The organism is Microbacterium sp. LCT-H2, assembly GCF_001866135.1.
In the GTDB taxonomy this organism is placed as follows: domain Bacteria; phylum Actinomycetota; class Actinomycetes; order Actinomycetales; family Microbacteriaceae; genus Microbacterium.
On the sequence record NZ_MODW01000002.1, the window covers coordinates 208945 to 234137 of the forward strand.

Here is a 25193-nt window from a genome sequence, read left to right on the forward strand (position 1 = left end):
ATAGACTGGCGATATGAAGGTACTGCTCACAGGAGCTGACGGATTCATCGGATCGCACCTGGCGGAGCAGCTCGTCAGGGACGGACATGAGGTGCGGGCACTCGTCCTGTACAACTCGTTCGACTCGCGCGGATGGCTCGACGGGCTCACCCCCGAGGTGGCCGCGGAGATCGAGTTCCTTCCCGGTGATATCCGCGATCCGGCGCTAATGATGTCGGCGGTCCGGGACCGTGACGCGGTGCTCCACCTCGCCGCGCTCATCGCGATCCCGTACTCGTACGCGGCGCCGGACCTCTACGTCCAGACCAACATCCAGGGTACGCTCAATCTGCTCAACGCCGCGCGTGCCGCCGGCGTGAGCCGCTTCATCCACACGTCGACGAGCGAGGTCTACGGCACCGCACGGTACGTGCCGATGGATGAAGGCCATCCGTTGCAGGGCCAGTCGCCGTACTCGGCGTCCAAGATCGCCGCGGATCAGATGGTGAACGCGTACCACGCCTCCTTCGGGCTGCCTGCAGTGACCATCCGCCCCTTCAACACGTTCGGTCCGCGGCAGTCCGCCCGCGCGGTGATCCCCACGATCATCAGCCAACTCGCCGCGGGCAAGCGTGAAGTACAGCTCGGCGCACTGACCCCGACGAGGGACTTCACGTTCGTGCCCGACACGGTGTCCGGGTTCACAGCGGCGCTCACCACGACGGCGGCTGTCGGCGAGGTCGTCAACCTCGGCGTCGGGTTCGAAGTCTCCATCGGTGAGACTTTCGACCTCATCGCCGAGGTCATGGGCGTGGACGCGGTGGCTACGGAAGACCCGGCGCGCCTGCGTCCGGCGAACTCCGAGGTGGAGCGGTTGTTCTCGAACAACGCGAAGGCGAGGGAGCTCCTCGGCTGGACTCCGCACTACGACGGCACGGAGGGCTTCCGTGAAGGCCTGCGTGTGACGGCGGAGTGGTTCACCGACCCGGCGAATCTCGCTCGATACCGCACTGACGCCTACATCGTATGAGTGCCGCCACAGAGATCGTCCACCGGTTGCGCGAGGTCGTCGGCGACGACGAATTCGTCGGTCTGCACATTCCCGACATCACCGATGTGGAGAAGCGGCGAGTGATGGAGTGCCTCGACTCGACCTACGTGTCCAGCGTGGGACGGTTCGTGGGAGAGTTCGAAGGCGCGGTCGCCGACTACACAGGGGCGGCGCACGGCATCGCCGTGTCCAACGGGACTTCAGCGCTGCAGGTCGCGCTGCAGCTGGCGGGCGTGCGTCGCGGAGACGACGTGCTCGTCCCGGCCTTGTCCTTCATCGCCACGGCCAACGCCGTCATGCATGCCGGTGGTCAGCCGTACTTCCTCGACAGCGACGAGGGAACGCTCGGACTTTCGGTCGAGGCGGTGGCGGCGGTGCTCCGCAGTGCGCGGACCAGCTCTGAGGGGCTTCTCAACCCCGTCACCGGCAATCGGATCGGCGCGATCGTTCCGATGCACACTCTCGGACATCCGATGCGCATCGGCGAGCTCGTCGCCCTGGCGGACGAGTACGGAGTGCCGGTCGTGGAGGACGCGGCGGAATCGCTGGGAAGCCGCGTCGGGGAGAAGCACACCGGCACGTTCGGTCGGCTGGGAATCTTGAGTTTCAACGGGAACAAGATCCTCACCACAGGCGGCGGCGGGATGATCCTCACCGACGACGACGAGCTCGCCCACAGAGCGAAGCACCTCACCACGACGGCCAAGCAGCCGCACCGGTGGGAGTTCGAGCATGACGAGGTCGCTTTCAACTATCGGATGCCCAACCTCAACGCCGCCCTCGGCGTCGCTCAGCTCGAACGTCTCCCGGCTTTCGTCGATGCCAAGCGTCGGCTGGCCGCGCAGTACAGCGCGGTGTTCGCGGAGCTCGACGGCGTCACCTTCCTCGAGGAGCCACCCGGCACGAGCAGCAACTACTGGCTCTGCGCGATCCGCCTCGATGACGGGGCTGGAACCCGCGACGATGTGCTGGAGGCGACGAACGCTGCCGGGCTGCAGTGCCGTCCCTTCTGGAACCTGCTCCCGCACCAGGCCCCCTACCGGAATCTGCCGCACGGTGGCTTCCCGGTGGCAGAGGCTCTGCACGCGAGTGTCGTCTGCATCCCCAGCTCCCCGGCACTGGCTGACGCATGAGGAAGGTAGCCGTCCTGACCGGAACCCGCGCAGACTACGGGTTGTTGCGCGGACTGCTGCGGCAGATCGTCCAGGATCCTGAGCTGGAGTTGCAGCTCCTCGTCACGGGTACGCATCTCCGTGACGACTTCGGACGAACCGAGCGTGAGATCGAGAGAGATGGATTCCGGATCGCGGCCTCCGTGCCGATCTGGTCCGGAGACGACACCCGGGCCGCGGTGGCCGCCGACGTCGGCGCCGCACTGCCGGCGTTCGCCCAGGCGCTTACCGCGCTTGCACCGGACGTGCTGGTCGTCCTCGGCGACCGGTTGGAGGCCTTCGCCGCTGCCACGGCCGCGACGATCCTCTCGGTGCCGGTTGCCCACATCCACGGGGGCGAGGTGACCGAGGGAGCGATGGACGAGGCTCTCCGTCACTCCATCACGAAGATGTCGTACCTCCATTTCGCCTCGACCGAGGAGCATCGGCACCGGGTCATCCAACTGGGTGAGGACCCGCAGCGCGTGTACTTCCTCGGAGCGCCGATCGTCGACGCGCTCGCCGGTATGGACCTGCAGTCGCCGTCGGACGTGGAGAAGGAGTTCGGGATCCGGCTGCCCCAGCCGACCGCCCTGGTCACCTTTCATCCGGCGGTGATGGATGTCGCGCCGCCGGACCAGCTCGTCGAGGAGCTGCTCGCGGGCCTCCTCGCGGTGGACGGGCTCCACATCGTGCTCACAGGTTCGAACTCGGACATCGGAACCTCCGATGTCCGCGCCCTCATCGCTGCGTTCGTCGCGGAGAACGGCGACCGCGTGGATTTCGTGGAATCGTTCGGCCAGCGCGGATACCTCAGCGCCATGGCGGCCGCCTCGGTGGTCGCCGGCAACTCCTCCAGCACGGTGCTCGAGGCCCCTGTTCTCGGGATCCCTTCGGTTCTGGTCGGCGATCGGCAGAAGGGACGCCCGCTGTCTCCGAGTACCGCCACGCCGGAGCCGCACAGGGAGGCCATCGCCGCCGCGCTCCGCTCCGCTCTGCAGGGCCGGTCCGGAGCGACGGAGGCGGCGATCTTCGGGCGTCCAGGATTCGCGCTGCGTGCGGCGGCGGTGCTGCGTGAGAGTGCACTCCCGCATCCGCCGCGAAAGACTTTCCATGACCTTCCGAAGGAGTCGACCTCATGACCGCACCCGTATTCGTGATCGCCGAGGCCGGCGTGAACCACAACGGATCGATCGAGACGGCGGAGGAACTCGTCGATCTCGCCGCGTCCTCCGGTGCCGATGCGGTGAAGTTCCAGACGTTCTCCGCCGACGATCTCGCGCTCGAGTCGGCGGGACTCGCCGACTACCAGCGCACGTGCGATGACGATCATCGATCGCAACACGACCTGCTGCGGCGGCTCGAACTGACGCATGACGAGTTCCGACGTCTGCGAAACCGCTGCGCGGAGCGTGGCATCCAGTTCCTCTCCACTGCTTTCGACCTGCAGGGGCTGGACTTCCTCGTCGACGAGCTGCGGATCCCGCTCGTCAAGATCGCCTCCGGGGACCTCACCTTCGCTCCGCTCCTCGTCGCCGCCGGCCGCACCGGATTGCCTGTCATCCTGTCCACGGGAATGGCAGACCTCGCGGAGATCGACCGTGCTTTGCGCTTCCTCGCCGCGGGGCTTCAGCAGCATGACGGCACGCTGGAGCGCGGGGCACGGCTGACGCCCGACGTCTTGGACGAGGCGTGGCGACGCCGCGACGAGGTCCGGGATTTCGCCGCGCATGTCACGATCCTGCACTGCACGACCGAGTATCCGGCGGCCGACTCCCACCTCAATCTGCGAGCGATGCAGACGATCGCCGGCGAGTTCGGGCATCGAGTGGGCTATTCCGATCACTCCCTGGGGTCGCTCGCCTCGGTCCTCGCCGTGGGGATGGGGGCGACCGTGCTGGAGAAGCACTTCACCTTCGACGTCGCCGCCGAGGGGCCGGATCACGCCGCCTCCCTGGACCCCGATGGGCTCCGCGATTATGTGGCTGACGTTCGCCGAGTGCCGGTCATGCTCGGATCCGCAGAGAAGCGGTGCCAGCCGGTGGAGGAGGGCAACCGGGCGGTCGTCCGACGCAGCCTCGTGGCGGTGCGGGACCTTGCGGCGGGTGAAGTGATCGGTGAAGACGACGTCGCCTGCTTCCGTCCGGCATCCGGTCGGACCTCCTTCGATTTCTGGGAGGTCGTCGGGACGTCGGCGACACGGTCCTACACGCGTGGTGATCTCATCGATGCATGACCTCCTGCTGCTCGGAGCAGGCGGCCACGCCCGGTCCGTCCTCGCTGCGCTGCGCGGCGGGGAGGCAGTCGTCAGAGGCGCACTCGCACCCTTCGCTCCGGAACGCTCACTCGGTGTGCCCTACCTAGGTGACGACAGTGTGCTGGCTTCGTTCGACCCGGACGATGTGGCGGTCCTCAACGGTCTCGGTCCGGTAGCCGCCCGTGCTCGTCTGCACGAGCTGGCGGTCTCGCTCGGGTTCCGAGTCGAGAGCGTCGTTCACCCCCGCGCGATGGTGGACGCCGCCGCGACCGTGTCGCCCGGCGCGCAGCTCTTCGCCGGCGCCGTTGTCAACACCGGGGCGGTCATCGGCGCCGGGGCGGTGGTGAACTCCGGGGCGGTGGTCGAGCATGACTCCGTGGTCGGGGACCATAGCCATATCGCGCCGGGAGCCGTCGTCGCAGGCGGGGTGCGGATCGGCGACGGCGTCCATGTCGGGCTCGGCTCACGGATCATCGAAGGGGTCACGGTAGGGTCGGGATGTGTGGTTGGGGCGGGAGCCGTGGTGATCCGCGACGTGCCTGCGTGGACGACGGTCGTCGGTGTCCCGGCCCGCCCTATCACCGACAGGAGGGTGTCCCGTGACGGTTGATCGACCTATGCTCGTCGTCTCGCCCGACGTCAGCATCCGGACGGCTCTCGAGCGGATCGACCGGGGGGCGTTGCAGATGGTCTTCGTGGAGGATGCCGACGGTCGGTTGATCGGTGCGTTGAGCGACGGCGATGTCCGCCGCGGTCTCATCGCCGGCTCCGAGCTGGGCGACGCCGTGGCGACGGTCATGAACCGCACTCCGGCGACGGTGGGCCCGCATGCAACGCAGGACGACATCGCCGCGCTCAAGGCGCAACGAGGTATCCGTGTCGTCGCGGTCGTGGACTCGCGAGGGCGCATGATCGACATCGTCGGTGAGAACGAGCGCATCGGGACACCGCTCGACATCCCCGCCGTCTTGATGGCAGGCGGTCGAGGGCAGCGGCTGTATCCGCTCACCAAGGACATCCCCAAGCCCCTCGTGCCGCTCGGTGAGACGCCGATGATCGACATCATCCTGGGACGGTTGCGCAGCCAGGGGTTCCGACGCGTCTACGTTTCGGTGAATCACCTCGGACATCTGATCGAAGAGCACCTCGGTGACGGGACGGCCCACGGCCTCGAGATCAGCTTCCTCCACGAGCCCGCTCCGCTCGGCACCGCTGGCGCGCTCGCGCAGCTTCGGGGACGCATGGGCACTCCGTTCGTGGTGATGAACTCGGATCTGCTCACACAGGTGGATCTCCGGCGCATGCTCTCCTTCCATCGCTCCCTCGGAGCCGCCGCGACCATCGGCGCCCGGGAGTACGGCTTCGAGATCCCCTACGGCGTGATCCGTCGCGACGGCGACAGCGTCGTCGAACTCGCGGAGAAGCCGTATCACAGCGAGTTGGTGAGTGCGGGCATCTACGTCCTGGAACCCGACGCCCTGGAGGCGCTGGGGGAGGACGAGTACTGCGACATGCCCAGCCTGTTGGCGCGCCTGATGGACGGCGGGCAGCGGGTCGGAGCGTTCGAGATCCATGAGGAGTGGATCGATGTCGGACGCCCAGAGGATCTCGAGCGCGCCAGGCAGGCGTGGGAACGGAACGGCCGATGAGGATTTGCACGATCACGGTGCGAGCGGGATCGAAGGGTGTCCCGGGGAAGAACTTGCGTGTCGTCGCCGGTCGGCCTCTCTTCGGCCACTCCGTCGCGCAGGCGGTGGCGACCGGTCTCTTCGACGAGATCGTCGTCTCCAGCGATTCGGAGGAGATCCTCGCTCAGGCGCCGGCCTTCGGTGCGACGGGCGTGGTCCGCCGGCCTGCGGAGATGGCGACGGATACGGCGGGGAAGGTCCCGGCGATCGCACACGCCGTGCGCACCACAGAGGAGCGCACCGGGGCCCAGTACGACGTCTGCGTCGACCTCGACGCCACCAGCCCCTTGCGGACGATCGATGACATCCGCGACGCGGTCGCGCTGTTCGAGAGTGCACGGCCCGAGTCGCTGATCACCGGTGCCGAAGCGCGCCGCAATCCGTACTTCAATCTCGTCGAGGAGCAGCCGGACGGCACCGTCGCGGTGAGCAAGACCCCGGACGACGCCGTGCTGCGTCGCCAGGACGCGCCCCGCTGTTTCGATATGAACGGCTCCATCTACGTGTGGCGCCGGTCGTCCCTCCTGGACGATCAGGTCGTCTTCTTCCCGTCGACGATTCTCTTCGAGATGCCGGCTGAGCGTTCGATCGACGTCGACAGCGAGTTCGATTTCCGTATCGTGGAATGGCTCATGGGTCAGAGGAGCGACCTGTGAGTCAGGACGCTCGCGACATGGATGTGCGCACCTCTCCGGCTGTCCGCGCCCTGCTCGATCTCGAGGACGCAATGCCGGACAGTCTGCTCGAGGTGCTGCCTGGATCCACGGTGCCCTTCTGGGCGCAGGTGCGAGTGCAGATCGCGTGGGCACTCGCCGAGCAGGACACCGGCAGCGTCGCGGTGACCTCTGCATCCACGTGGTCACGACGTGCCGAAGCGCGGCGGGTGCTCCGCGGGTTCCTGCCGAGCCGTTGGGACGCCGTCCGGCGGGCACGCCCGCACGACGTCCTCTTCTACGTGTCGGGTGCCACCCTCGCTGCCGAGGCGAACCGGGCTCGCAACTGGCTCGTCGACGACTTCGCCGAAGCCACCCCCGGAGCGGTCGTCGTTCAGCTCCGCCCCCTCCCGTCGCCCCTCGGATCGCCCTCGTTCCGGCCGACCCTGAGCATGGAGGCTTCCGTGGCTCGCGCGCGGTGGCGCGAGCGGGGCAATCCCGTCCCGGCCTCCACCGTCTCCAGCGCGATGACGCTTCTCTCGGACTTCGCTCAGCGACTAGGCCGGCCCGCGGACGCCTTCGCCGCCATCGGGGCACGTGCCATGCGCGATGCCCGGCTCCGTCCGTTCCAGCTCGCCGAGCTCGAGCGCATGCTGGACCGCGTGCGTCCGCGTGTCGTCTTCTACGACAACGGCTCGTACACGTACAACGGCGAGTCCGTTGGGCTGATGAAGGACGCAGGCGCGTACGTCGTGGAACCGCAGCACGGCTGGATCGGTCCTTCGCACGCCGCCTACAACTTCGGTCGGGTCTTCGCGCACCCCTCGTTGGCTCGTGCGATCCCGGACGAATTGCTCACCTTCGGTGACTACTGGTCGCGGTCCGTCCGTCACCCTGGAGCGGTGACCGCGATAGGCAAGCCCCACCTCGAACGACAGGTCGCTTCAGCGCCTGCACAACGCCCGAAGCGGATCCTCGTGGTGTCATCGCGCAGCGACCCGGCCGCGAGCGACGCTTTCGTGACGACACTGCGCGCTTCCCTGGATCGCGAGTGGGAGGTGGCTTTCCGACCGCATCCCGGCGAGCGCAGCGGCGTCGAACAGCGTTACCCGAGCATCGCGGCGGATGCCGGGATCGAGATCGACGTCACCCCGGACGTGTATGAGTCTCTGAAGACCACCGCCGTGGTGGTCGGGGAGGCGAGCACCGTGCTGTTCGAGGCGCGCGCTTTCGGCTGCCTTGTGATCGCTCGCGACAGCGCATTCGCAGAGACCGTCATCGGGGACGCCTTTGGTACGCGGATCCGCGGAGTCGAGGAGGCCGTGGAACGCCTGCGGGGACTCACGGACGACGAGGCCCGCCTCGGGGAGGCTGACCCGGACATCTGGGCGCCCGGAGCGGTCGAGACGTATAGGCGCTGGCTCGCGGATCGAACCGCGAAGTGAGGTTCGACGCCAGGACGCGCGTCGCTGGAGGGGGCTTTCAGCGTGTCTGACCTAGAATTGCTTCGTTCCGCGGCGGTATCCGTCGCCGCGTCCTGAATGAGTGGGCCTGTGACCGTAACCCGAGATCTTTTCGCTGCCGTCCCGCGCAACCAGTTCGACACCCCCGGAAAGAGTCGTGGGCTGATCGACGTGGTGCGCTGGCGGTACCTGCTGCGTCTGCTCGTCCGGACCGGCGTCACGACCCGCTATCGCAACTCGGTCCTTGGGTGGACATGGTCGTATGTCCGGCCCGGGGCGCAATTCCTCGTCTTCTGGGTCGTCCTGGGTCTGTTTCTCAGCCTCGACCGTGGCATCCCGAACTATGCGGTGTATCTGTTCTCGGGGATCATCGTCATCAACCTGTTCTCCGAGGCCTTCAAGAACGCGACCACCTCGATCGTCGGCAACGCGCCGCTGGTGCGAAAGGTGTTCCTGCCCCGACAGCTCTTCGCCGTCTCTGCGACGATCGTGGCGCTCGTCCATTTCCTGCCGCAGATGGCTCTCCTGCTAGTGGTGTGCCTTTTCCTCGGCTGGCTGACTCAGATCTCCGTCTTGGGTCTCCTCGCGATGGTCGCGGCCGTGGTGATCGTGATGGTCTTCAGCCTCGGACTCGGACTGCTCTTCGGCGCGCTCAACGTCCGGTACCGTGACGCCGAGAACATCGTCGAGCTCTTCCTCCTCCTCGCGACCTGGGCATCGCCGGTGCTTTACAGCTGGACTCAGGTGCAAGACGCCGTCGTGAACACACTGGGATGGCCGCAGTGGATCGTCGAGATCTATCTCCTGAACCCCATCACCCAGGCGGTGGAGTTGTTCCACTACGCATTCTGGCGCCCCGTGACAGAGGGCGTCGTGACGGCGACGGGGGAGACGATGGCCTCCCTGCCCCCCGGACTCGCGTGGAACACCCTCTTCGCGTTCCTCATCGCCGCCGCAACGCTCCTGATCGGCCAGGCGGTCTTCCGTCGGCTCGAGGGAAGGTTCGCCCAGGATCTATGACAATGCAGACCACGCAGCGCCCGAGCATCATCGTCGACGGCGCCCGCAAACGTTTCACGCTCAACCACGCGTTCTCCCTGAAGGACACGGTGGTGTCCTGGATCAAGCGGCGCAAGCTCACGAGCGCATTCGAAGCCCTCAAGGGTGTGGACCTCGTGATCGACGAGGGCCAATCGGTGGCCATCCTCGGTTTCAACGGGTCAGGGAAGTCGACCCTGCTCAAGCTCATCTCCGGTGTCATGGAACCTGATGAGGGCGAGGTGCTCACCCGAGGACGGGTCGCCGGCCTCATCGAGGTCGGCGCCGGTTTCCACCCGGAGCTCTCGGGGCGGGAGAACGTGTTCCTCAACGCGGCGATCCTCGGGATGAAGAAGCACGAGATCGAGGCGAGATACGACGAGATCGTCGCGTTCAGCGAGATCGAGCAGTTCATCGACCAGGAGGTCAAGCACTACTCGTCGGGCATGTTCATGCGGCTGGCCTTCTCCGTCGCGATCCATGTCGAACTGGATGTGCTGCTGGTCGATGAGATCCTGTCCGTCGGCGACGCACCCTTCCGAGAGAAGTGTCGTCTGAAGTTCGAAGAGCTCATCGCAGCAGGGAAGACGTTGGTGGTGGTCAGCCACGACATGGAGATGGTGCGGGAGCTGTGCACCCGCGGTGTCGTCATCAGCAAGGGGCAGGTCGTCTACGACGGAGATATCGAGGGCGCCATCGCCCTGGTGGACGCGTGAGCGCCTGGCTGGCGCAGACGCCGGCGCTGGTGACTGCGCTCGCTCTGCTCGTGATCCCCGGACTTCCTGCCGGCCTCATGCTCCGCGGCGTCTCGGCCGTCGTTCGTCTCGGTGCCTCGATCGGCGTGTCTCTGGGCATCGTGGCCGCGTCGTCGCTTGTCGCTCCTCTCCTCGGAATGCGCTGGAGCCTGCTTCCGGTCGGGATCGTCAGCGCCGTGGTCTGGGCAGTGGCGGCGATACTGCGTCTGTTCGGTCGCCGCTCGGCAGTCATCGCTCATGTCCGGACGGGCCTCGGTGTGTGGCTCGCGATCGCGGCGGCCTTCATCGGGTGGGTCGTCATCCTCATGGTCGGCATCGGAAGCCCGGACGACCCCTCGCAGCTCTACGACGGTCTGTTCCACCTGAATGCTGTCGAGTTCGTCGCGGCCACGGGGGATGCGTCGCCCCTCCACATGACGATGGTGCTCCCCGGCCACAGCACATCGTTCTATCCGACGCTGTGGCACGCCCTCACGAGTCTGGTGCTCCCCGTCGCGGGAGACGTCGTGGCCGCGACCAACGTCGTGACCATCGCCGTCATCGCTCTCATCTGGCCCGTCGCCCTCGCCGCTGTGACGAGAGTCGTCTTCCCCTCGCGTCCCGACGCGGCGATTTGGGCTCCGCTGGTCGGCTTCGCCTTCAGCGTCTTCCCGCTGGGATTCCTCAACTGGGGCGTCCTCTATCCGAACCTGATCGGCACAGTGCTGATTCCGATCCTGATCGCGGCCGTGCTCCTCGCGTTCGCGCCGGCAGTCTCCTGGCCCGAGCGGACTCTGCGCATCCTCGTCGCTCTCGCCGTTGCCGCGGGAACCGGTCTCGGGCATCCGTCTGCGCTCCTGGGGGGCCTGGTGCTCCTGCTCCCCTTCGCCCTGTGGCGCGCGTGGGAGGTCGCTCGTCGCGGGGGGACGGCGACCCGAGTGGCCGTGGGTGCAGGCGTCGTCGTCGGGTTTGTGGCCTTCGTGGCGCTGTGGAGCAAGGCGAACGTCACCACTCACGAGTGGCTGCCCACCCAGACGATCGCGCAAGCCACGGGGGAGGTGATCTTCCTCAGCCCCGTGGGGCGCAGCACCGGACTCCTCCTGGGCCTCCTGGTCCTTCTCGGCATCTGGCGCGTCTGCAGAGATCGCCTCTGGTGGGTGCTGTCCTCCTACCTCGTCAGCGTCGTGCTCTACATCGCCTCCGCGTGGCTCCCGGTGCTGCCCCTGCGCAGCTTTCTCGTCGGGATCTGGTACGACGACACGACTCGGGTGGCCGCTCTGCTAGCGATCTGGGGGCTTCCACTGGCCGCTCTCGGGATGACGCTCGTCGTCGACAGGCTGCGTGCGCTCTGGCGTGCGGGGCGACGGGTCACGGCCGTCATCCTCATCGCGGTCGTCGCCGTCCTGGCGGCCACTCATCTGCTCGCCGTGCGCAACGATCTGCGCTACATGCGTGATGTCAGCTATCGCTTCGACAGTGCGTCCCAAGGACTCTCTCCCGACGAGGCAGCTCTGTTCGAGCGCCTGGAGACCGAGCTCCCGGAGGACGCGCTGGTCATCGGCGATCCGCTCACGGGCGCGGGGCTGCTCTTCGCCTACACCGGGCATGATGTGGTCTTCCCGCACGTGACCGGCCGGTACGGCGCGGACGCGGCGCTGCTGGCGCGCACCCTGGTGGAGGGGGACGCGGCCGTCTGCGACGCGATCGAGAACCTCGGGGTCACGCATGCGCTCGACTTCGGCGACACCGTGCTCTTCCAGAACCACTACACCACCTACGACGGTCTGCACCATCTGGGCGAGTCCTCGATCCTCACCGAAGTGGACCGCGTGGGGGACGCGGCGCTCTACGAAGTCACGGGTTGCGACTAGCGTCCTTCTCGTGCTCCTCCGCTTCGAGCAGCGAGATCTTGCGAGCGAGCAGGGTGAGCTGACGCTGCAGAGCGACGTTGCGCCGGTACTGGGAGTACACGAAGGCGAGGAACATCACGATGAGGCCGTACAGAACGAGGTCGGTGCCACGGCCGACCCCGACGAGTTGAGCGAGCCAGCTGAGCCACTGCGGGAACAGCACGGAGAGCACGGCGACGACGACGAAGAGCCCCATGAGCAGGCGCCGGATGGCGAGGTGGCTGTCGGCGCCGGTGCGGCGCATCATGAAGACAGCGAGGATGACGATCGCGGCGATGAGAAGGACCTGGATCCACATGATCAGCGCACCACCAGGTCGACGAGGATGTTCACGGAGTTCAGCACGCTCTGGCCCTTCGCCTTCGAGTAGTCGGTGTAGAGGAGTTCCACGGGATACTCCTTCCATGGCAGACGGGTCCGCCCCAATTCGAGCACGATCTCGGTGGCGTGTGCCATGCGGTCCTGCTTGAGCTCGATGCCCTCGGCCGCGTCCCGGCGGATCACGCGCAACCCGTTGTGGGCGTCGGTGAGCTTCAGGCTCGTGGTGAGGTTCGTGACCCACACGGCCGTCTTCAGGATGACCTTCTTCATCCATCCGGGGTTGGTCCGGTCGTCGAGGAAGCGGGAGCCGAACACGATGGCGACATCTTCGTCCCTGGCGAGCTGGAGCATGCCGAGGGCGTCCTCCACTCGGTGCTGGCCGTCCGCGTCGAAGGTCACGATGTAATCGCACTCGGGGTGTGCCAGAGCGAAGTCGATCCCCGTCTGCAGGGCTGCCCCCTGACCGAGATTGACCGGATGCTGCACGAGGTGCGCCCCCGCCGCGGCGGCTTCCGCCGCCGAGCCGTCGCTGGATCCGTCGTCGACGCAGACGATGTGGGTGAAGTGGGGCTTGAGGCTCTCGATCACGCCGCCGATCACGCTGGCTTCGTTGTAGAGGGGGATCACGACCCAGGCGCGAGGATCGGCGGGGGAAGGCGCGGGGACGCTCGAGGACATGGTTCTATTGTGTCAGGTGTCGATTCGGGCGCCGGTCCACCGAACAGCAGGGGCAGGATGTCGAGGAGACGACGCGCCGTCATCGCGACACGGCTCTACACGCCGGAGGTGACCGCCGCCAGCTTCCGGATGGAGGCGCTCGCCCACGCGCTGGCCGCCGACACGGATGTCACCGTCCTGAGCACGAAGCCGCCGCGGGACACGGTGATCGCCGATGCCCCTGGCGTGGTCGTGCGTCGCGCGCCGGTGCTCAGAGACCGCAGCGGAGCCATCCGCGGGTACGTCCCGTACCTGTCGTTCGACGTGCCCCTCTTCTTCCGGCTGCTGGTCCGGCGGAGCGACGTGATCGTCGCCGAGGCGCCGCCGACGACCGGGTTCGCGGCCGCGATCGCCGCCTTCCTCACTCGACGCCCGCTGGTCTACTACCCCGGCGACGTATGGACCGACGCGGTCGCCTCGATGGACGCCCCCGGCCCGGTGGTGGCGGTCATGCGGTTCGTCGAGCGCTTCGTCCTGCGCCGCGCGGCACGGTCGCTGGCGGTCTCCACGGAGGTCGCCGATCGGCTTGCCGCGATCGGCGGGCGACCGGAGCGTGTCGTGACGGTGGGCAACGGGATCGACACCGCGGTCTTCCGTCCCGACGTCGTCCCGCACGAAGCGGAGCGGCCCTACTTCGTCTACACCGGCACGATGTCGGAGTGGCAGCAACCCGACGTCTTCATCCGTGCGCTCGCTCTGCTCCCGGATGAGGACGTCGAGCTCCGGTTCTTCGGACAGGGAGCCGTGGAGGCAGAGCTGAAGGAACTCGCTGCACGGCTCGCACCGGGCCGGGTGCACTTCGGAGGACTCGTCGGCCCCGCGACCTCGGCCTCGTGGATCCGTGGAGCCGTCGGGGCGCTGGTGAGCATCGTCCCCGGGATCGGCTACGACTTCGCCCGACCGACCAAGACGTATGCGGCGGCCGCGGTCGGGACCCCCGTGCTCTTCACGGGCGCGGAGACCGGCGGCGAGGTCGTGCGTGCGGGCGGACTCGGCGAAGCCGTCGGATTCGACCCGGAGGAGGTGGCGGCGGCCATGCGGCGGCTGCTCGGCGAGTGGGCGTCGGGGGAGACCGAGCGCATCCGGGAGGCTCGGGCCGCGTGGGCGGTGGACAACGCCTCGCTCACCACCGTCGGCGCCCGCGCCGCGGAGGTCGTTCGCGGCGCGCGTCGAGGTTCGCGGAGCAACGGCAAGTAGAATCTCGTCAGTGCTGCCTCATCGCGCAGCGTGCAAGGAGCCCCGTGACTGAAACCTCCCGCGTGCGGATCGTCGATTCCGCCGATGTGTCCGCCGACGCCGTCATCGGCGACGGATCCTCCATCTGGCACCTCGCCCAGGTCCGCGAACAGGCCCGCCTCGGCGAGAACTGCATCGTGGGTCGCGGTGCGTACATCGGTACCGGTGTGGAGATGGGCGACAACTGCAAGGTGCAGAACTACGCCCTCGTCTACGAGCCCGCCAAGCTCGGCGACGGCGTGTTCATCGGCCCCGCCGTCGTGCTCACCAACGACACCTACCCCCGCGCGATCAACGCCGACGGGAGCCTGAAGAGCGCCCACGACTGGGAGCCGGTCGGGGTCACCATCGAGCGCGGCGCATCGATCGGCGCCCGTGCCACCTGCGTCGCCCCGGTGACGATCGGCGCCTGGGCGACGGTCGCGGCCGGCGCCGTGGTCGTCAAGGACGTCCCGGCGCACGCCCTCGTCGCCGGCGTCCCGGCCCGGCGCATCGGCTGGGTCGGCGAGGCGGGTGTCCCGCTCACCCGCGGCGACGACGATCACACCTGGGTGTGCCCCGCGACCGGGGCGCGCTTCATCGAGACCGACGGAACACTGACCAAGGAGACCGTGTGAGCGAGTTCATTCCCCCCGCCAAGCCCCTCATCGGCGACGAAGAGCGCGAAGCCGTCGATCGCGTCCTCCGCAGCGGCATGGTCGCGCAGGGCCCCGAGGTCGCCGCCTTCGAGCAGGAGTTCTCGGCGCACTTCGTGCCCGGCCGCCCGTCGGTGGCGGTCAACTCCGGCACCGCAGGCCTGCACCTCGGTCTGCTCGCCGCGGGCGTCGGCCCGGGCGACGAGGTCATCGTGCCGTCCTTCACGTTCGCCGCGACCGGCAACTCGGTGGCGCTCACCGGGGGCACCCCGGTCTTCGTCGACATCGAGCCGGACACGTTCTCCCTGGACCCCGAGGCGGTCGCCGCCGCGATCACGCCGAAGACCAAGGGCATCCTCCCCGTGCACCTCTACGGACACCCGGCCCGCATGCGCGAGCTCGAGGCGCTGGCCGCCGAGCGCGGCGTCGCCCTGTACGAGGACGCGGCGCAGGCGCACGGCGCGTCGCTCGACGGCCGCCCGGTCGGCTCGTTCGGCGAGTTCGCCATGTTCAGCCTCTACCCGACGAAGAACATGACCAGCGGCGAGGGCGGCATGGTGACCACGGCGACCGACGAGATCGCCCGTCAGGTCAAGCTGCTGCGCAACCAGGGCATGGAGCGGCAGTACGAGAACGAGATCGTGGGCTTCAACGCCCGGATGACCGACATCCACGCCGCGATCGGTCGTGTGCAGCTGACCAAGGTGGACGGCTGGACGAAGACCCGTCAGCAGAACGCGGCCTTCCTCGATGCGAACCTGCAGGGCGTCGTCGTCCCGCCGGTCGCCGATGGTGCCGTGCACGTGTACCACCAGTACACGATCCGCGTCCCCGAGGACCGGGACGGCTTCGTGGCCGCGCTGAAGAGCGAGCACAACGTCGGCGCCGGCGTGTACTACCCGATTCCGAACCACCGGCTCCCGTCGCTCGCGCACTTCGCTCCCGGGCTCGACCTTCCGGAGACCGAGCGTGCGGCGCGCGAGGTCGCCTCGCTGCCGGTGCACCCGTCACTCAGCCAGGACGACCTCGAGCGCATCGTCGCCGCGGTGAACGCCGTCGCGAAGGCGGGTGCCTGATGGCGGACCTGCGCGCCGGCCTCCTCGGCGTCGGGATGATGGGCCGCCACCACGCCCGCGTGCTCCGCGAGCTCGACGGTGTGGAGCTCGTCGCGATCGCCGACCCCGGTGGCGACCCGCACGGCGTCGCCGGCGACCTGGAGATCCTGCACGACATCGACGCGCTCATCGGCGCCGGCATCGATATCGCCGTGGTCGCCGTTCCCACGCGATTCCACGAGGACGCGGCGCTCAAGCTCGCGGCCGCCGGCGTGCACACCCTGGTCGAGAAGCCGATCGCGCACACGGTCGACGCCGGCCAGCGCATGGTTGACGCCTTCGCTGCGGCCGGACTGGTCGGGGCGGTCGGGCACATCGAGCGCTTCAACCCCGCCGTGCAGGAGCTGCGTCGCCGGATCGAAGCCGGCGAGCTCGGCGCCGTGTACCAGGTGGTCACCCGCCGGCAGGGTCCGTTCCCGTCGCGGATCGCCGACGTCGGCGTGGCGAAGGACCTCGCCTCGCACGACGTCGACCTCACGGCCTGGGTCGTGCAGAGCGATTACGAGCGGGTGTTCGCCCAGACCGCGTTCAAGAGCGGTCGCGAGCACGAGGACATGATCACGATCACCGGCCGGACGGCCAACGGCGTGATCGTGAACAACATCGTCAACTGGCTGAGCCCGATGAAGGAGCGCGTCACGGTCGTCACGGGGGAGAAGGGCGCCTTCGTCGCCGACACCTCCACCGGCGACCTCACCTTCTACGCCAACGGCACGATCCCCCTCGAATGGGAATCCGTGTCCTCCTTCCGCGGGGTCTCCGAAGGAGACGTCACGCGCTACGCGTTCGCCAAGCGCGAGCCGCTGCGCGTCGAGCATGAGGCCTTCCGCGATGCCGTGCTCGGGCAGCAGACCGACGTCGTCACCATGGAGCAGGGACTGCGGACGCTGACTGTCGTGGAGGCTGCTCTAAGCTCCGCACGCAGCGGTGATGCCGTCGTCATCTGAGTCATGATCCAGCTCGTCCGGACGCTTCGCCGTCTTCTTCCTTTCCTCCCGTCGTCGGCGAAGAAGTTCCTCGGGATCTTCGCCGTGGTGACCTCTGTCCTGGCTCTGGTCGACGTCGTCGCGCTGATGCTGCTCGCGCTCACCCTCGCCGCCAGCGTGACGAGAACCGACATCGTCCTCCCCCTCATCGGCACGGTTCAGGCTGATCAGGTTCTCTGGCTCATTCTGGTGCTCGCGGTGATCGTCGTGGCCAAGTCTGCGGCGAACGTGTGGCTGCAGTGGATCGCGACGCGACGGTTCGCCTCCTACGAGCTCGCTGTCGGTCAAGAGCTGTTCGGCGCCTACATCCGCTCATCATGGACGGATCGGATCTCGCGAAACAGCGCCCAGATCGTGCAGATGTCTGACACCGGCATCGCCAGCGTGATCGCCGGGTTCCTCCTCCCCGCCACCACGCTCCCCGGCCTCATCGTGACTTCGGTGGGCGTGGTGACAGTGATCGTCGTCGCCCAGCCGGTGACGGCCCTCGTCACGATCGTCTATCTCGGTGGGATCGCCGTCCTCCAATACCTCGTCCTGAGCGGGAAGACCCGCCAGGCGGCCCGTGTAGCGCGCAATTCGTCTCTTCGTGTGGCCACGCTGATCTCCGGGATGGTGGCATCGCTGAAAGAGATCACGCTCCGGGGCAAGGCGGATGAAGTGAGCGAGGTGATCCGCGTGAACCGGCAGCGCACCGCGCGGGCTCGCGCGAACGCAGGATTCCTTTCGGCGGTTCCTCGCTTCATCTTCGACGCTGCGATCATCGGCGGTTTCGTGATCGTCGGAGGAGCTGCCTTCCTCCTCGGCGGAATCGATCAGGCGATCTCCGCGGTGGCGCTGTTCGGTATCGCCGGCTTCCGTCTCGTGCCTTCCCTCACGGGCTTCCAGTCCGTCATCACCCGAACGATCACGTCGACCCCCTACGTGGACGCCGTCATCGCCGACGTGGAGGCGTCGAAGAAGTTCCTTGCAGACCGCGAACAGCTGGGTAAAGAACCCTTGCCGGGGGCACCGCGGCTCCTCCAGCTCTCCGGAGTTGGGTTCACGTTCCCGGGCAGCGACGTGGCAGCGGTCCGCGATGTGGGCATCCGCATCCCGATTGGGACGACCGTCGGGATCGCCGGTGCGTCCGGCGCCGGCAAATCGACCCTGGTCGACCTGCTCCTGGGGCTGCTGACCCCCACCGAGGGATCGATCACGATCGACGACAAGCCTCTCGAGGACGTGCTCGAGGCATGGCGATCCCACGTGGGGTATGTGCCTCAGGAAGTCACCTTGTTCGATGGCACGATCGCGCAGAACATCGCGCTCACCTGGGGTGATGACGTCGACCTCGTGCGTGTCGAGGATGCCGCTCGTCGCGCACAGCTCTGGAGCGTGATCGAGCAGCGTGCCGACGGTCTCCAGGCGCGTGTGGGGGAGCGGGGGCTCACGCTATCGGGCGGACAGCGTCAGCGGCTGGGCATCGCGCGCGCACTCTACTGCGATCCCTTGGTCCTCGTCCTCGATGAAGCGACCAGCGCCCTGGACACCAAGACCGAGGCGGACGTCTCCGCAGCCATCCGCGACCTCAGGGGCGATGTCACCGTGATCGCCGTGGCACACCGCCTGAGCACGATCATGGATTCGGATCAGATCCTCTTCATGCAGGACGGGACGGTGGCGGCGCAGGGCACTTTCGCCGAGGTCGTCGCCGCCAGCCCCGCCTTCGCCGATCAGGCGAAGCTGGCGGGGCTCGCCTGAGAGAGGACGTCATGAGCCTGCGCAACAACGCCGTCGAAGCGGTCCGTGCCGTCACCGGACTCATCCCCGATCCTCTGCTCGCCCGGATCATGCCCGGGACTCTCGGCTGGGATCAGGGAAGGATGCAGGTCGCGTCTGCTCCCGAGGCGGAAGTGCGTCTGCTGATCGCACCCACGAACTCGGCTGGCCAGGCGCACCAGTGGGCGCACGCTGTGGAATCCCATCTCCCGGGTGTGGGCGCAGTGAACTACATGACCTCGAACGAGCGCACGGACAGATTCGGCTTCCCGTCGGACGTTACCGTGCCCGACTCCGGTTACCTCTTCGCGCACGGATGGCAATCGCGCCAGCGGCGCGCCATCGTCGAGGGGTTCACGCACGTCCTCGTGGAGTCGGGACGGCACCTCTTTGGTCCCCGGCCCTGGCGGTCTCCGCTGGACGTCCTGGACGACGTCGCCGCCCGAGGCGTTCACGTCGGCCTGCTGTGGCACGGCAGTGACATCCGGGTACCGAGTGCGCACGCCGCCTGGGAGACCGATTCCCCCTTCGGGGCGCGCGGTCGATATCCCCGTGCGGCGACGGCGACACTCCAGGCCAATGCGGAGCGTCGGCGCCAGATGATCCTCGACTCCGCGTATCCGTCGTTCGTCTCGACGCCGGGGCTGCTCGACGTCCCCAGGTCGCAGTGGCTACCCGTCGTCGTGGATCCCTCGCGATGGAGGACCGACTCGGAACCGCTACGCCACGACGTCCCGGTCGTCGCCTATGTACCGAGCAACTCCGCGATGAAGGGCGACGAGTCCGTCGACAGCCAACTGGAGGAGCTGGCCGCCGAAGGACTCATCCGCTACACGAAGCTCGAGGGCATAGCGTCGGCGGACATGCCAGCGGTGTACGGTTCCGCCGACATCGTCCTGGATCAGTTCCGTCTCGGAGACTACGGGGTGGCGGCCTGTGAGGCCATGGCCGCCGGGCGCGTGGTGATCGGTCATGTGCATGAGGATGTCCGGGCGGCGGTCCGCGTCCACACCGGCATCGACCTGCCCATCGTCGAGTCCCGGTTCGACCGGGTCGGTGAGACGATTCGCGGGATCCTCGCCGACCCGCACTCGGCGCGTCGCCTCGCGGCCGACGGCAGACGCTTTGTGGAGCAGGTACATGACGGCCGGAGATCCGCGGCCGTGCTGGCGACGTTCCTCGGGGTCACCGATCCCGCGGACGGAAAGGAGAACCGTGGCGTCTGAGACCCCCCGCCCTCGCATCCTGTGCATCTCTTTCTCCGAGGTGGTGTCCGACTCCCGCGTCCTCCGGCAACTCGACGTTCTGGCCGAGTTCGGTGACGTCACGACCCTCTGCTACGGAGATCGACCAGCGGGCGCCGTTGCGCACATCGAGATTCCCCGACAGCTGCCGTCGCTCCCGCAGACGCCGTCCGGGGTCCTGAAGCTCGCGTTGCGACGCTACCGTTCGGTAGAGCTCGAAGCACCGGCGCTGAAGGAGGCTCTTCGACTCCTGGGTGACCGTGAGTTCGACATCGTGGTCGCCAATGAAGCGCGGGCGCTTCCCCTGGCGTTCCGCGTTCAGGGTGCACCGCGCATCTGGTGCGACCTCCACGAGTGGGCGCCGGAGGAGCGAACCCATGTCCTCTCCTGGCGGCTTCTGATCTCGCCGTTCATGCGGTGGGTGTGCGCGGAGTACCTCCCGCGGGTCGACGCGGCCACCACGATCAACGACTCGATCGCAGAGATGTACGCGGATGCGTTCGCCGTCACTCCGGAGATCGTCCGCAATGCCATCGCCCACCGGCCCGATCTGCAGCCCTCACCGGTTCGCAAGGGTCTCGTGCGCCTCGTCCACAGCGGCGGCGCCGTGCCGGGGAGGAACATCGAGGCGATCATCGATGCTGTCGACGAACTGGGGGACGGCTACTCACTGGACTTGTACCTGATCCCCTCACGGCAGGGGGATTCCTACTGGAGGGATCTTCAGGCGCGCATCGCTGCCAGCCCTCGTACGACCCTGCATGCCCCCGTGCCACCTGACACGCTGCCGGAGACCCTCAATCCCTTCGACTTGGGTGTCTTCATCCTCCCGCCCCTCACGCCGAACCACCGGTACATGCTCCCCAACAAGTTCTTCGACTTCGTGCAGGCCCGGCTGGGCGTGGTGTTCGGCCCGTCGGTCGAGACGGATCGCCTCATCGAGAATGAGCATCTGGGACTGGTCACCGGGGGGTATTCGGGAAGCGATGTCGCCGCATCGATCCGGAAGGTGACCTCGGACGACATCGAGGCGTTCAAGCGGTCGGCCGACGCGGCGTCACGGACGCTCTCCTCAGAGCGAGATGTCGCGGTCGAGCGGGCGATCCTCTCCCGCTTGGCAGCGCCGCGGGACTGACTCGATCGCCTCAGGGCGTGGTCAGGCTGCCGGACGCCGCGAGGTGAGCAGAGCGCGGGCGGGGGCGAGGCCGAAGACGCCTCGTGTTCCGGCGGGCGCCCACCCGTGCAGGGCCTTCCAAGCTGCAAGCACGCTGTCCCTTTCGAGCGCGACGATGAGGTCTGCCTGTGCGACCGCTCGTCGCAGCTCCGCGCTCCGACGAGCGGCGGCCGCGAAACGCCGGCTCCCGTCGAGCGGGCTCAGCCGCTTGATGTTGCGCCCTATCACCGATGACTCCAGTGCTCTGGCGAGCCGACTGCGGGAGGGGAGCGCCGCCGCTCCGAGCCGGATGAGCGGGCTCGCGTCCTGGGCGTCGCTCGCGACAGCGGTGACGAGCGTCACACGGTCACCTTCCCGGTCCAGCGGCAGCGATTCCAGGGCCGAGGCGAACGAGCCGCCGGGGGAGAGGAGCAGGATGTTCATCGTCCGACCTCCCCAGCGGCGATCCGCTTCGTCCAGGCCTCGATGCGAGGCGTCAGCTGCGCGGCACGGGAGTACCGCTGAGAATACGTGCGTGCCGTCGTCCGGTCGTCGTCGCTCTGCGTCGCCGCGTGTTCGGCCGTCGCGATGAAGGCGTCGGCGATCGCCTCGGCCGTCATCGCGACGGAACCGTACCATCCGGGGTAGTCGGCGAGCGTGCGGGACGTCTCGTTCTCCGGGTCGTGCACGGAGACGATGGGCAGCCCTGTGGAGGCGTACTCGTAGACCTTGCCGCCGGTGATGAAGCGCCCCGCGCCGAACGTCAGGACGAGGGCGTCGAACGTCGCGTACGTCGCGGCGATGTCGGCTCGTCCCACTGGCCCGAGGTACCTGATGTCGTTCTCCTCGAAACGCTCCATCGCCTGCACCATGTTGGCGCCGGGGACACCGAAGTGGTCCAGGTATCCGTAAAGATCCATCCGCGCGTCGCGCACGAGAGTGCTCCGTTCCCGAGCGAGGGCCCAGCCGTCGATGAGTTCCTGCAGAGGGATCGCGCCGGAGATCGTGCCGATGTAGCCGAAGACCAGCCCGTCATCCCGGCCGTCGCGAGGAGGGAAAGCCAGCGGGTTGTCATAGCCGTTCTCTACGACCAGGAAACGGTCGGAGAACTCGGGATACTGCTCGGCATACCAGTCCCGGATCGGAGTGTTGACGAACCAGACTTCCGCGGCGTCCTCGATAAGCGTGCGCTCCCACCGGCCGGCGCGGCTGCGAGGCTCGATCACTCGCCGTCCGGAGTATATGTCGACAGCCCACGCATCCCGGTGGTCCATGACAGCGGGCACGCCGAATTCCGTGCTCAGCACGTGACCAGGGATGAAACCGACGTTCGGGTTCGCTGTGCCGATGGTGAGGTCGACGGGGGATTCGTGATGGATCCGCCGAGCTGCCTCTTCCAGGACCGGACGCCACCCGCCGTAATTGCGTTCCGGGAAGGAACGCTGACCGCGCCAGGACTGAATGGTGTTCCAGATCTCGGGAGCATGCGCGCGCAGCCACGACCATTCGCCGAGGTCGTTCGCGAAGGCGCCAGAGGTGAACGGAACTCGGATGATCTCGATGGCCGGGTCTACCTGCGCCTCGAGCGTCAGATCGACGCCTGTGGACATTTCGAATACTTCGCGCGGAACGGTCAGCACCGTGACCTTCCAGCCCGCTCGAGCGAAGGCGTTCGCCGTCGCCCAGGCGCGATAGACACCGCTCCCACGAGAGGGAGGGTATCCCCATGCGACATACAGCAGGTGCGGCGTCTTCGTGGTCACTGGCGCTCCTCGATCACGGGTTCCTCCGTCGGCCGTCGGTCGTTCCGGCGCATCGCGCGCTGCTCGACCTTCTTGTTCTGCCATGCGCGCAGGCGCTTCTCGACCGGGCGCTCGATGAAGGCATGCAGAGCCCATGCCGCGATGATCGAGGACCCGAGAAGGACGAGGATCCAGATCACGCCGGCGACTCCGTGCTGAGGGCCCAGAGAGCCCAGCACGATGTAGATCAGTGTGGCGTGGATCAGGTAGAACGCATAAGACCACTCGCCGAGGAGCACCAGGGGGCGTGAACGCGCGATCCGCGTCTTCCCTGCGAGATCCGCGGCGGCGAAAGCGCAGATCAGCAGAGCGAAGAGGGCTGTCATGATCTCACTGACGAACGAGGCGAGCACGTCGTAAACGGGAGCCAGATACGGCACCCTCTGGAAGATCTGGAGCCCAAGGAGGAAAGCGACGAGAAGCGTGATCGGCACGAAAACCGGTATCCGTGGCCGCCACCCCAGGCGGATGGACCAGGCAAGGCACATCCCGATGACGAACTCGTTGAGCCGAAGGATGGGCCAGGGCAAGCCGGCGAGCCACCCGGCGGGATCGAGGATGATCAGCGCACGGGCTCCGACACTGAGGCCGAGGACGCCCACCGCCGCCCACAGCGCAGCGCGGCTCGAGAGGAGCTTGAGGACGCGCGTGATGAAGGGGTGCATCGCGTAGAAGAACATCTCGGCCGTGAGCGTCCACGCAGCGGGATTCCCCGCGAAGAGCACCGCCGGGTCGCGGGACCAGCCTTGGAGCAGCAGCACGCACAGGACCAGGACCGCGATGTCGAAGGGCTTCACCCAGGTCTGTTGCGGGTCAGGGGAGTAGCTGTAGAAGACCGGGATCGCAACGATCAGGGTCACGATGTGCAGCGGATAGATGCGGGCAAAGCGTCGCCAATAGAAGGTTCCGATGCCGACCGTCGGACGCCACGACCAGGTGAGCACGAATCCCGAGAGGATGAAGAAGAACGCCACGCCGAAGTTGCCGTACCTAGCGACGTCGCCGATCACCCCGGGGAGGGGGACGACGTTGCGGACGTGGAAGAAGAAGACGGCGAGCGCGGCCCACCACCGCAGGCTGGTCAGTGAGTCCAGTCGGGGCGTCCGCGCCTCGGTGACGGTAGCGCTGGCCATAGGCTCCCCATTGTAGAGGTGTGGACCGGTCAGAGTGGCAGGTAGAGTCGGCGATCGTGAAGATCGTCAGCGTCGTCGGCGCCCGCCCGCAGTTCGTGAAGCTCGCTCCCATCCACAAGGCGGCGCTCGCCGCCGGAGTGGACCACGTGATCGTGCACACCGGCCAGCACTACGATCCGATGCTGTCCGACGTGTTCTTCGACGATCTCGGGATCGGCGCACCGGACGTGCACCTCGGGGTCGGGAGCGGGTCCCATGGCGTGCAGACGGGCGCGATGCTCGCCGCGCTCGACGCGGTCTTCGACGAGCACCGTCCGGACTGGGTGCTGGTGTACGGCGACACGAACTCCACGGTCGCCGCGGCGCTGAGCGCGGTGAAGATGCACATCCCCGTCGCGCATCTCGAGGCGGGTCTGCGCAGCTTCAACCGCCGGATGCCCGAGGAGCACAACCGGGTGATGACAGACCACGCCGCTGACCTGCTGCTCGCTCCGACGCAGGTCGCCGTCGATCATCTGGAAGCGGAGGGGCTTTCCGCCCGCACTGTGCTCGTCGGCGACGTCATGACCGATGTGCTGTTCGAGGTGCGTGATGAGGTGGCAGGGCGGCCCTCGATGTTGCTGGAGGAGCTGGATCTGGAGGCGGAGGGGTACTACGTCGCCACCATCCATCGCGCCGAGAACACGGACGACCCCGCTCGTCTCGCCGAGGTGGCAGCGGGCCTCGCGGGTCTGGACAAGCCGGTCGTCCTGTTGGCGCACCCTCGGGTGGTTGCCAAGGCGGCGGCGCACGGCATCCCGCTCACGCAGGGGTCCCTGATCGCACACCCGCCGCTCGCCTACCCGGATCTCATCGCCGCCGCGTTGTCGAGCGCGGGCGTCGTGACGGACTCCGGCGGGCTTCAGAAGGAGGCCTTCCTCCTCGGCGTCCCCTGCACGACCGTGCGCACGGAGACGGAATGGGTGGAGACGGTCGAGCTGGGCTGGAACGTGCTCGCGAACACGGCGGAGGAGATCGCAGCCGGCGTGACCCGTCCTCGCCCACAGGAGACCGCGGCGGCGCCGTACGGCGACGGTCACGCAGCCACGCGGGTCATCGAGGCGCTGCAGTCTCACGGCGCCGACATCTGAGGGGGACCTCGTCGCTGGGAGTCCGCCCATGCTGCG

Annotated in this window: 24 protein-coding genes; 19 read left to right on the top strand and 5 right to left on the bottom strand. The window is 67.6% G+C overall.

The genetic code is table 11. The annotated features are described in order from the left end of the window. Positions 1 to 13: 13 nt before the first annotated feature. The 11 genes from BK819_RS05420 to BK819_RS05470 all read left to right on the top strand — a co-directional run bounded on the left by BK819_RS05420 (position 14) and on the right by BK819_RS05470 (position 11885). A complete protein-coding gene (locus BK819_RS05420; protein ID WP_071328248.1) occupies positions 14 to 1009 on the top strand; it encodes a GDP-mannose 4,6-dehydratase in 996 nt (331 codons plus the stop codon). Then, positions 1006 to 2163 (top strand): LegC family aminotransferase, encoded by a 1158-nt coding sequence (locus BK819_RS05425; RefSeq protein ID WP_071328249.1) that lies wholly within the window; start codon positions 1006 to 1008, stop codon positions 2161 to 2163. Before BK819_RS05420 ends, BK819_RS05425 begins: the two co-directional genes overlap by 4 nt. Continuing rightward, positions 2160 to 3323 (top strand): UDP-N-acetylglucosamine 2-epimerase, encoded by a 1164-nt coding sequence (gene neuC / locus BK819_RS05430; RefSeq protein WP_071328250.1) that lies wholly within the window; start codon positions 2160 to 2162, stop codon positions 3321 to 3323. The genes BK819_RS05425 and neuC overlap by 4 nt, the downstream gene beginning before the upstream one ends. Next, positions 3320 to 4417, top strand: coding sequence for an N-acetylneuraminate synthase family protein (locus BK819_RS05435; protein WP_071328251.1), 1098 nt, complete (start codon positions 3320 to 3322; stop codon positions 4415 to 4417). The genes neuC and BK819_RS05435 overlap by 4 nt, the downstream gene beginning before the upstream one ends. Beyond that, positions 4410 to 5048: an acetyltransferase gene (locus BK819_RS05440; RefSeq protein WP_071328252.1), complete on the top strand. Its 639-nt coding sequence runs from the start codon at positions 4410 to 4412 to the stop codon at positions 5046 to 5048. The genes BK819_RS05435 and BK819_RS05440 overlap by 8 nt, the downstream gene beginning before the upstream one ends. Before the next feature lie 7 nt (positions 5049 to 5055). Then, entirely contained in the window at positions 5056 to 6087 is a 1032-nt protein-coding gene (locus BK819_RS05445) for a nucleotidyltransferase family protein (protein ID WP_071328253.1), read from the top strand. Further along, complete coding sequence (locus BK819_RS05450; RefSeq protein WP_071328254.1) at positions 6084 to 6782, top strand: cytidylyltransferase domain-containing protein; 699 nt, start codon at positions 6084 to 6086, stop codon at positions 6780 to 6782. The genes BK819_RS05445 and BK819_RS05450 overlap by 4 nt, the downstream gene beginning before the upstream one ends. After that, positions 6779 to 8224 (top strand): hypothetical protein, encoded by a 1446-nt coding sequence (locus BK819_RS05455; RefSeq protein ID WP_071328255.1) that lies wholly within the window; start codon positions 6779 to 6781, stop codon positions 8222 to 8224. Before BK819_RS05450 ends, BK819_RS05455 begins: the two co-directional genes overlap by 4 nt. Positions 8225 to 8332: 108 nt before the next feature. Beyond that, a complete protein-coding gene (locus BK819_RS05460; protein WP_256209396.1) occupies positions 8333 to 9262 on the top strand; it encodes an ABC transporter permease in 930 nt (309 codons plus the stop codon). Beyond that, positions 9259 to 9996, top strand: coding sequence for an ABC transporter ATP-binding protein (locus BK819_RS05465; RefSeq protein WP_071328257.1), 738 nt, complete (start codon positions 9259 to 9261; stop codon positions 9994 to 9996). Before BK819_RS05460 ends, BK819_RS05465 begins: the two co-directional genes overlap by 4 nt. After that, a complete protein-coding gene (locus BK819_RS05470) occupies positions 9993 to 11885 on the top strand; it encodes a DUF6541 family protein (RefSeq protein ID WP_071328258.1) in 1893 nt (630 codons plus the stop codon). Before BK819_RS05465 ends, BK819_RS05470 begins: the two co-directional genes overlap by 4 nt. Here BK819_RS05470 and BK819_RS05475 read toward each other — a convergent pair. Further along, positions 11869 to 12222, bottom strand: a complete 354-nt coding sequence (locus tag BK819_RS05475; RefSeq protein WP_071328259.1) for a DUF2304 domain-containing protein — start codon at positions 12220 to 12222, stop codon at positions 11869 to 11871. The two genes, BK819_RS05470 and BK819_RS05475, sit on opposite strands and share 17 nt — an antisense overlap. A 2-nt stretch (positions 12223 to 12224) precedes the next feature. Then, a complete protein-coding gene (locus BK819_RS05480) occupies positions 12225 to 12923 on the bottom strand; it encodes a glycosyltransferase family 2 protein (RefSeq protein ID WP_071328260.1) in 699 nt (232 codons plus the stop codon). A gap of 57 nt (positions 12924 to 12980) precedes the next feature. Between BK819_RS05480 and BK819_RS05485 the strand changes: the two genes are divergently transcribed. Genes BK819_RS05485 through BK819_RS05515 form a run of 7 tightly spaced genes read left to right on the top strand, consistent with a single transcriptional unit; the run spans position 12981 to position 21074 of the window. Further along, positions 12981 to 14159 carry a glycosyltransferase family 4 protein gene (locus BK819_RS05485; protein WP_071328261.1) on the top strand — a complete coding sequence of 393 codons (1179 nt, stop codon included), beginning with the start codon at positions 12981 to 12983 and terminating at the stop codon, positions 14157 to 14159. 44 nt (positions 14160 to 14203) lie between these two features. Further along, positions 14204 to 14815: an acyltransferase gene (locus BK819_RS05490; RefSeq protein ID WP_256209397.1), complete on the top strand. Its 612-nt coding sequence runs from the start codon at positions 14204 to 14206 to the stop codon at positions 14813 to 14815. Further along, positions 14812 to 15909 (top strand): DegT/DnrJ/EryC1/StrS aminotransferase family protein, encoded by a 1098-nt coding sequence (locus BK819_RS05495; protein ID WP_071328262.1) that lies wholly within the window; start codon positions 14812 to 14814, stop codon positions 15907 to 15909. Before BK819_RS05490 ends, BK819_RS05495 begins: the two co-directional genes overlap by 4 nt. Continuing rightward, positions 15909 to 16895, top strand: coding sequence for a Gfo/Idh/MocA family protein (locus BK819_RS05500; RefSeq protein ID WP_071328263.1), 987 nt, complete (start codon positions 15909 to 15911; stop codon positions 16893 to 16895). The genes BK819_RS05495 and BK819_RS05500 overlap by 1 nt, the downstream gene beginning before the upstream one ends. Positions 16896 to 16898: 3 nt before the next feature. Then, complete coding sequence (locus tag BK819_RS05505) at positions 16899 to 18677, top strand: ABC transporter ATP-binding protein (RefSeq protein ID WP_071328264.1); 1779 nt, start codon at positions 16899 to 16901, stop codon at positions 18675 to 18677. A gap of 11 nt (positions 18678 to 18688) precedes the next feature. Further along, entirely contained in the window at positions 18689 to 19921 is a 1233-nt protein-coding gene (locus BK819_RS05510; RefSeq protein ID WP_071328265.1) for a glycosyltransferase, read from the top strand. Continuing rightward, complete coding sequence (locus BK819_RS05515; protein WP_071328266.1) at positions 19911 to 21074, top strand: hypothetical protein; 1164 nt, start codon at positions 19911 to 19913, stop codon at positions 21072 to 21074. The genes BK819_RS05510 and BK819_RS05515 overlap by 11 nt, the downstream gene beginning before the upstream one ends. Before the next feature lie 21 nt (positions 21075 to 21095). Here the strand turns inward: BK819_RS05515 and BK819_RS05520 are convergent, their stop codons facing one another. From BK819_RS05520 to BK819_RS05530, 3 genes are all read right to left on the bottom strand, one after another. After that, positions 21096 to 21536, bottom strand: coding sequence for a hypothetical protein (locus BK819_RS05520; protein WP_071328267.1), 441 nt, complete (start codon positions 21534 to 21536; stop codon positions 21096 to 21098). After that, on the bottom strand, positions 21533 to 22702 hold the full coding sequence (locus BK819_RS05525; RefSeq protein ID WP_256209399.1) for a glycosyl transferase: 1170 nt from the start codon (positions 22700 to 22702) through the stop codon (positions 21533 to 21535). Before BK819_RS05525 ends, BK819_RS05520 begins: the two co-directional genes overlap by 4 nt. A gap of 149 nt (positions 22703 to 22851) precedes the next feature. After that, a complete protein-coding gene (locus tag BK819_RS05530; protein WP_071328268.1) occupies positions 22852 to 24027 on the bottom strand; it encodes an acyltransferase in 1176 nt (391 codons plus the stop codon). Positions 24028 to 24083: 56 nt separating this feature from the next. Here BK819_RS05530 and wecB point away from each other — a divergent pair, with 56 nt between their 5' ends. Further along, the gene (gene wecB, locus BK819_RS05535) at positions 24084 to 25157 is read left to right on the top strand and encodes a non-hydrolyzing UDP-N-acetylglucosamine 2-epimerase (RefSeq protein WP_071328726.1); all 1074 of its coding nucleotides are present in this window, start codon (positions 24084 to 24086) and stop codon (positions 25155 to 25157) included. Positions 25158 to 25193: the final 36 nt, after the last annotated feature.

What these genes read in the sequence shown, in the direction of transcription:
- BK819_RS05450 (WP_071328254.1), top strand. Translation starts at nt 6,084, where the DNA reads ATGAGGATTTGCACGATCACGGTGCGAGCGGGATCGAAGGGTGTCCCG.
- BK819_RS05530 (WP_071328268.1), bottom strand. Translation starts at nt 24,027, where the DNA reads ATGGCCAGCGCTACCGTCACCGAGGCGCGGACGCCCCGACTGGACTCA.
- BK819_RS05525 (WP_256209399.1), bottom strand. Translation starts at nt 22,702, where the DNA reads ATGTCCACAGGCGTCGATCTGACGCTCGAGGCGCAGGTAGACCCGGCC.
- BK819_RS05520 (WP_071328267.1), bottom strand. Translation starts at nt 21,536, where the DNA reads ATGAACATCCTGCTCCTCTCCCCCGGCGGCTCGTTCGCCTCGGCCCTG.
- BK819_RS05480 (WP_071328260.1), bottom strand. Translation starts at nt 12,923, where the DNA reads ATGTCCTCGAGCGTCCCCGCGCCTTCCCCCGCCGATCCTCGCGCCTGG.
- BK819_RS05475 (WP_071328259.1), bottom strand. Translation starts at nt 12,222, where the DNA reads ATGTGGATCCAGGTCCTTCTCATCGCCGCGATCGTCATCCTCGCTGTC.
- BK819_RS05510 (WP_071328265.1), top strand. Translation starts at nt 18,689, where the DNA reads ATGAGCCTGCGCAACAACGCCGTCGAAGCGGTCCGTGCCGTCACCGGA.
- BK819_RS05435 (WP_071328251.1), top strand. Translation starts at nt 3,320, where the DNA reads ATGACCGCACCCGTATTCGTGATCGCCGAGGCCGGCGTGAACCACAAC.
- BK819_RS05425 (WP_071328249.1), top strand. Translation starts at nt 1,006, where the DNA reads ATGAGTGCCGCCACAGAGATCGTCCACCGGTTGCGCGAGGTCGTCGGC.
- BK819_RS05500 (WP_071328263.1), top strand. Translation starts at nt 15,909, where the DNA reads ATGGCGGACCTGCGCGCCGGCCTCCTCGGCGTCGGGATGATGGGCCGC.
- BK819_RS05420 (WP_071328248.1), top strand. Translation starts at nt 14, where the DNA reads ATGAAGGTACTGCTCACAGGAGCTGACGGATTCATCGGATCGCACCTG.
- neuC (WP_071328250.1), top strand. Translation starts at nt 2,160, where the DNA reads ATGAGGAAGGTAGCCGTCCTGACCGGAACCCGCGCAGACTACGGGTTG.
- BK819_RS05445 (WP_071328253.1), top strand. Translation starts at nt 5,056, where the DNA reads ATGCTCGTCGTCTCGCCCGACGTCAGCATCCGGACGGCTCTCGAGCGG.
- BK819_RS05505 (WP_071328264.1), top strand. Translation starts at nt 16,899, where the DNA reads ATGATCCAGCTCGTCCGGACGCTTCGCCGTCTTCTTCCTTTCCTCCCG.
- BK819_RS05465 (WP_071328257.1), top strand. Translation starts at nt 9,259, where the DNA reads ATGACAATGCAGACCACGCAGCGCCCGAGCATCATCGTCGACGGCGCC.
- BK819_RS05440 (WP_071328252.1), top strand. Translation starts at nt 4,410, where the DNA reads ATGCATGACCTCCTGCTGCTCGGAGCAGGCGGCCACGCCCGGTCCGTC.
- BK819_RS05485 (WP_071328261.1), top strand. Translation starts at nt 12,981, where the DNA reads ATGTCGAGGAGACGACGCGCCGTCATCGCGACACGGCTCTACACGCCG.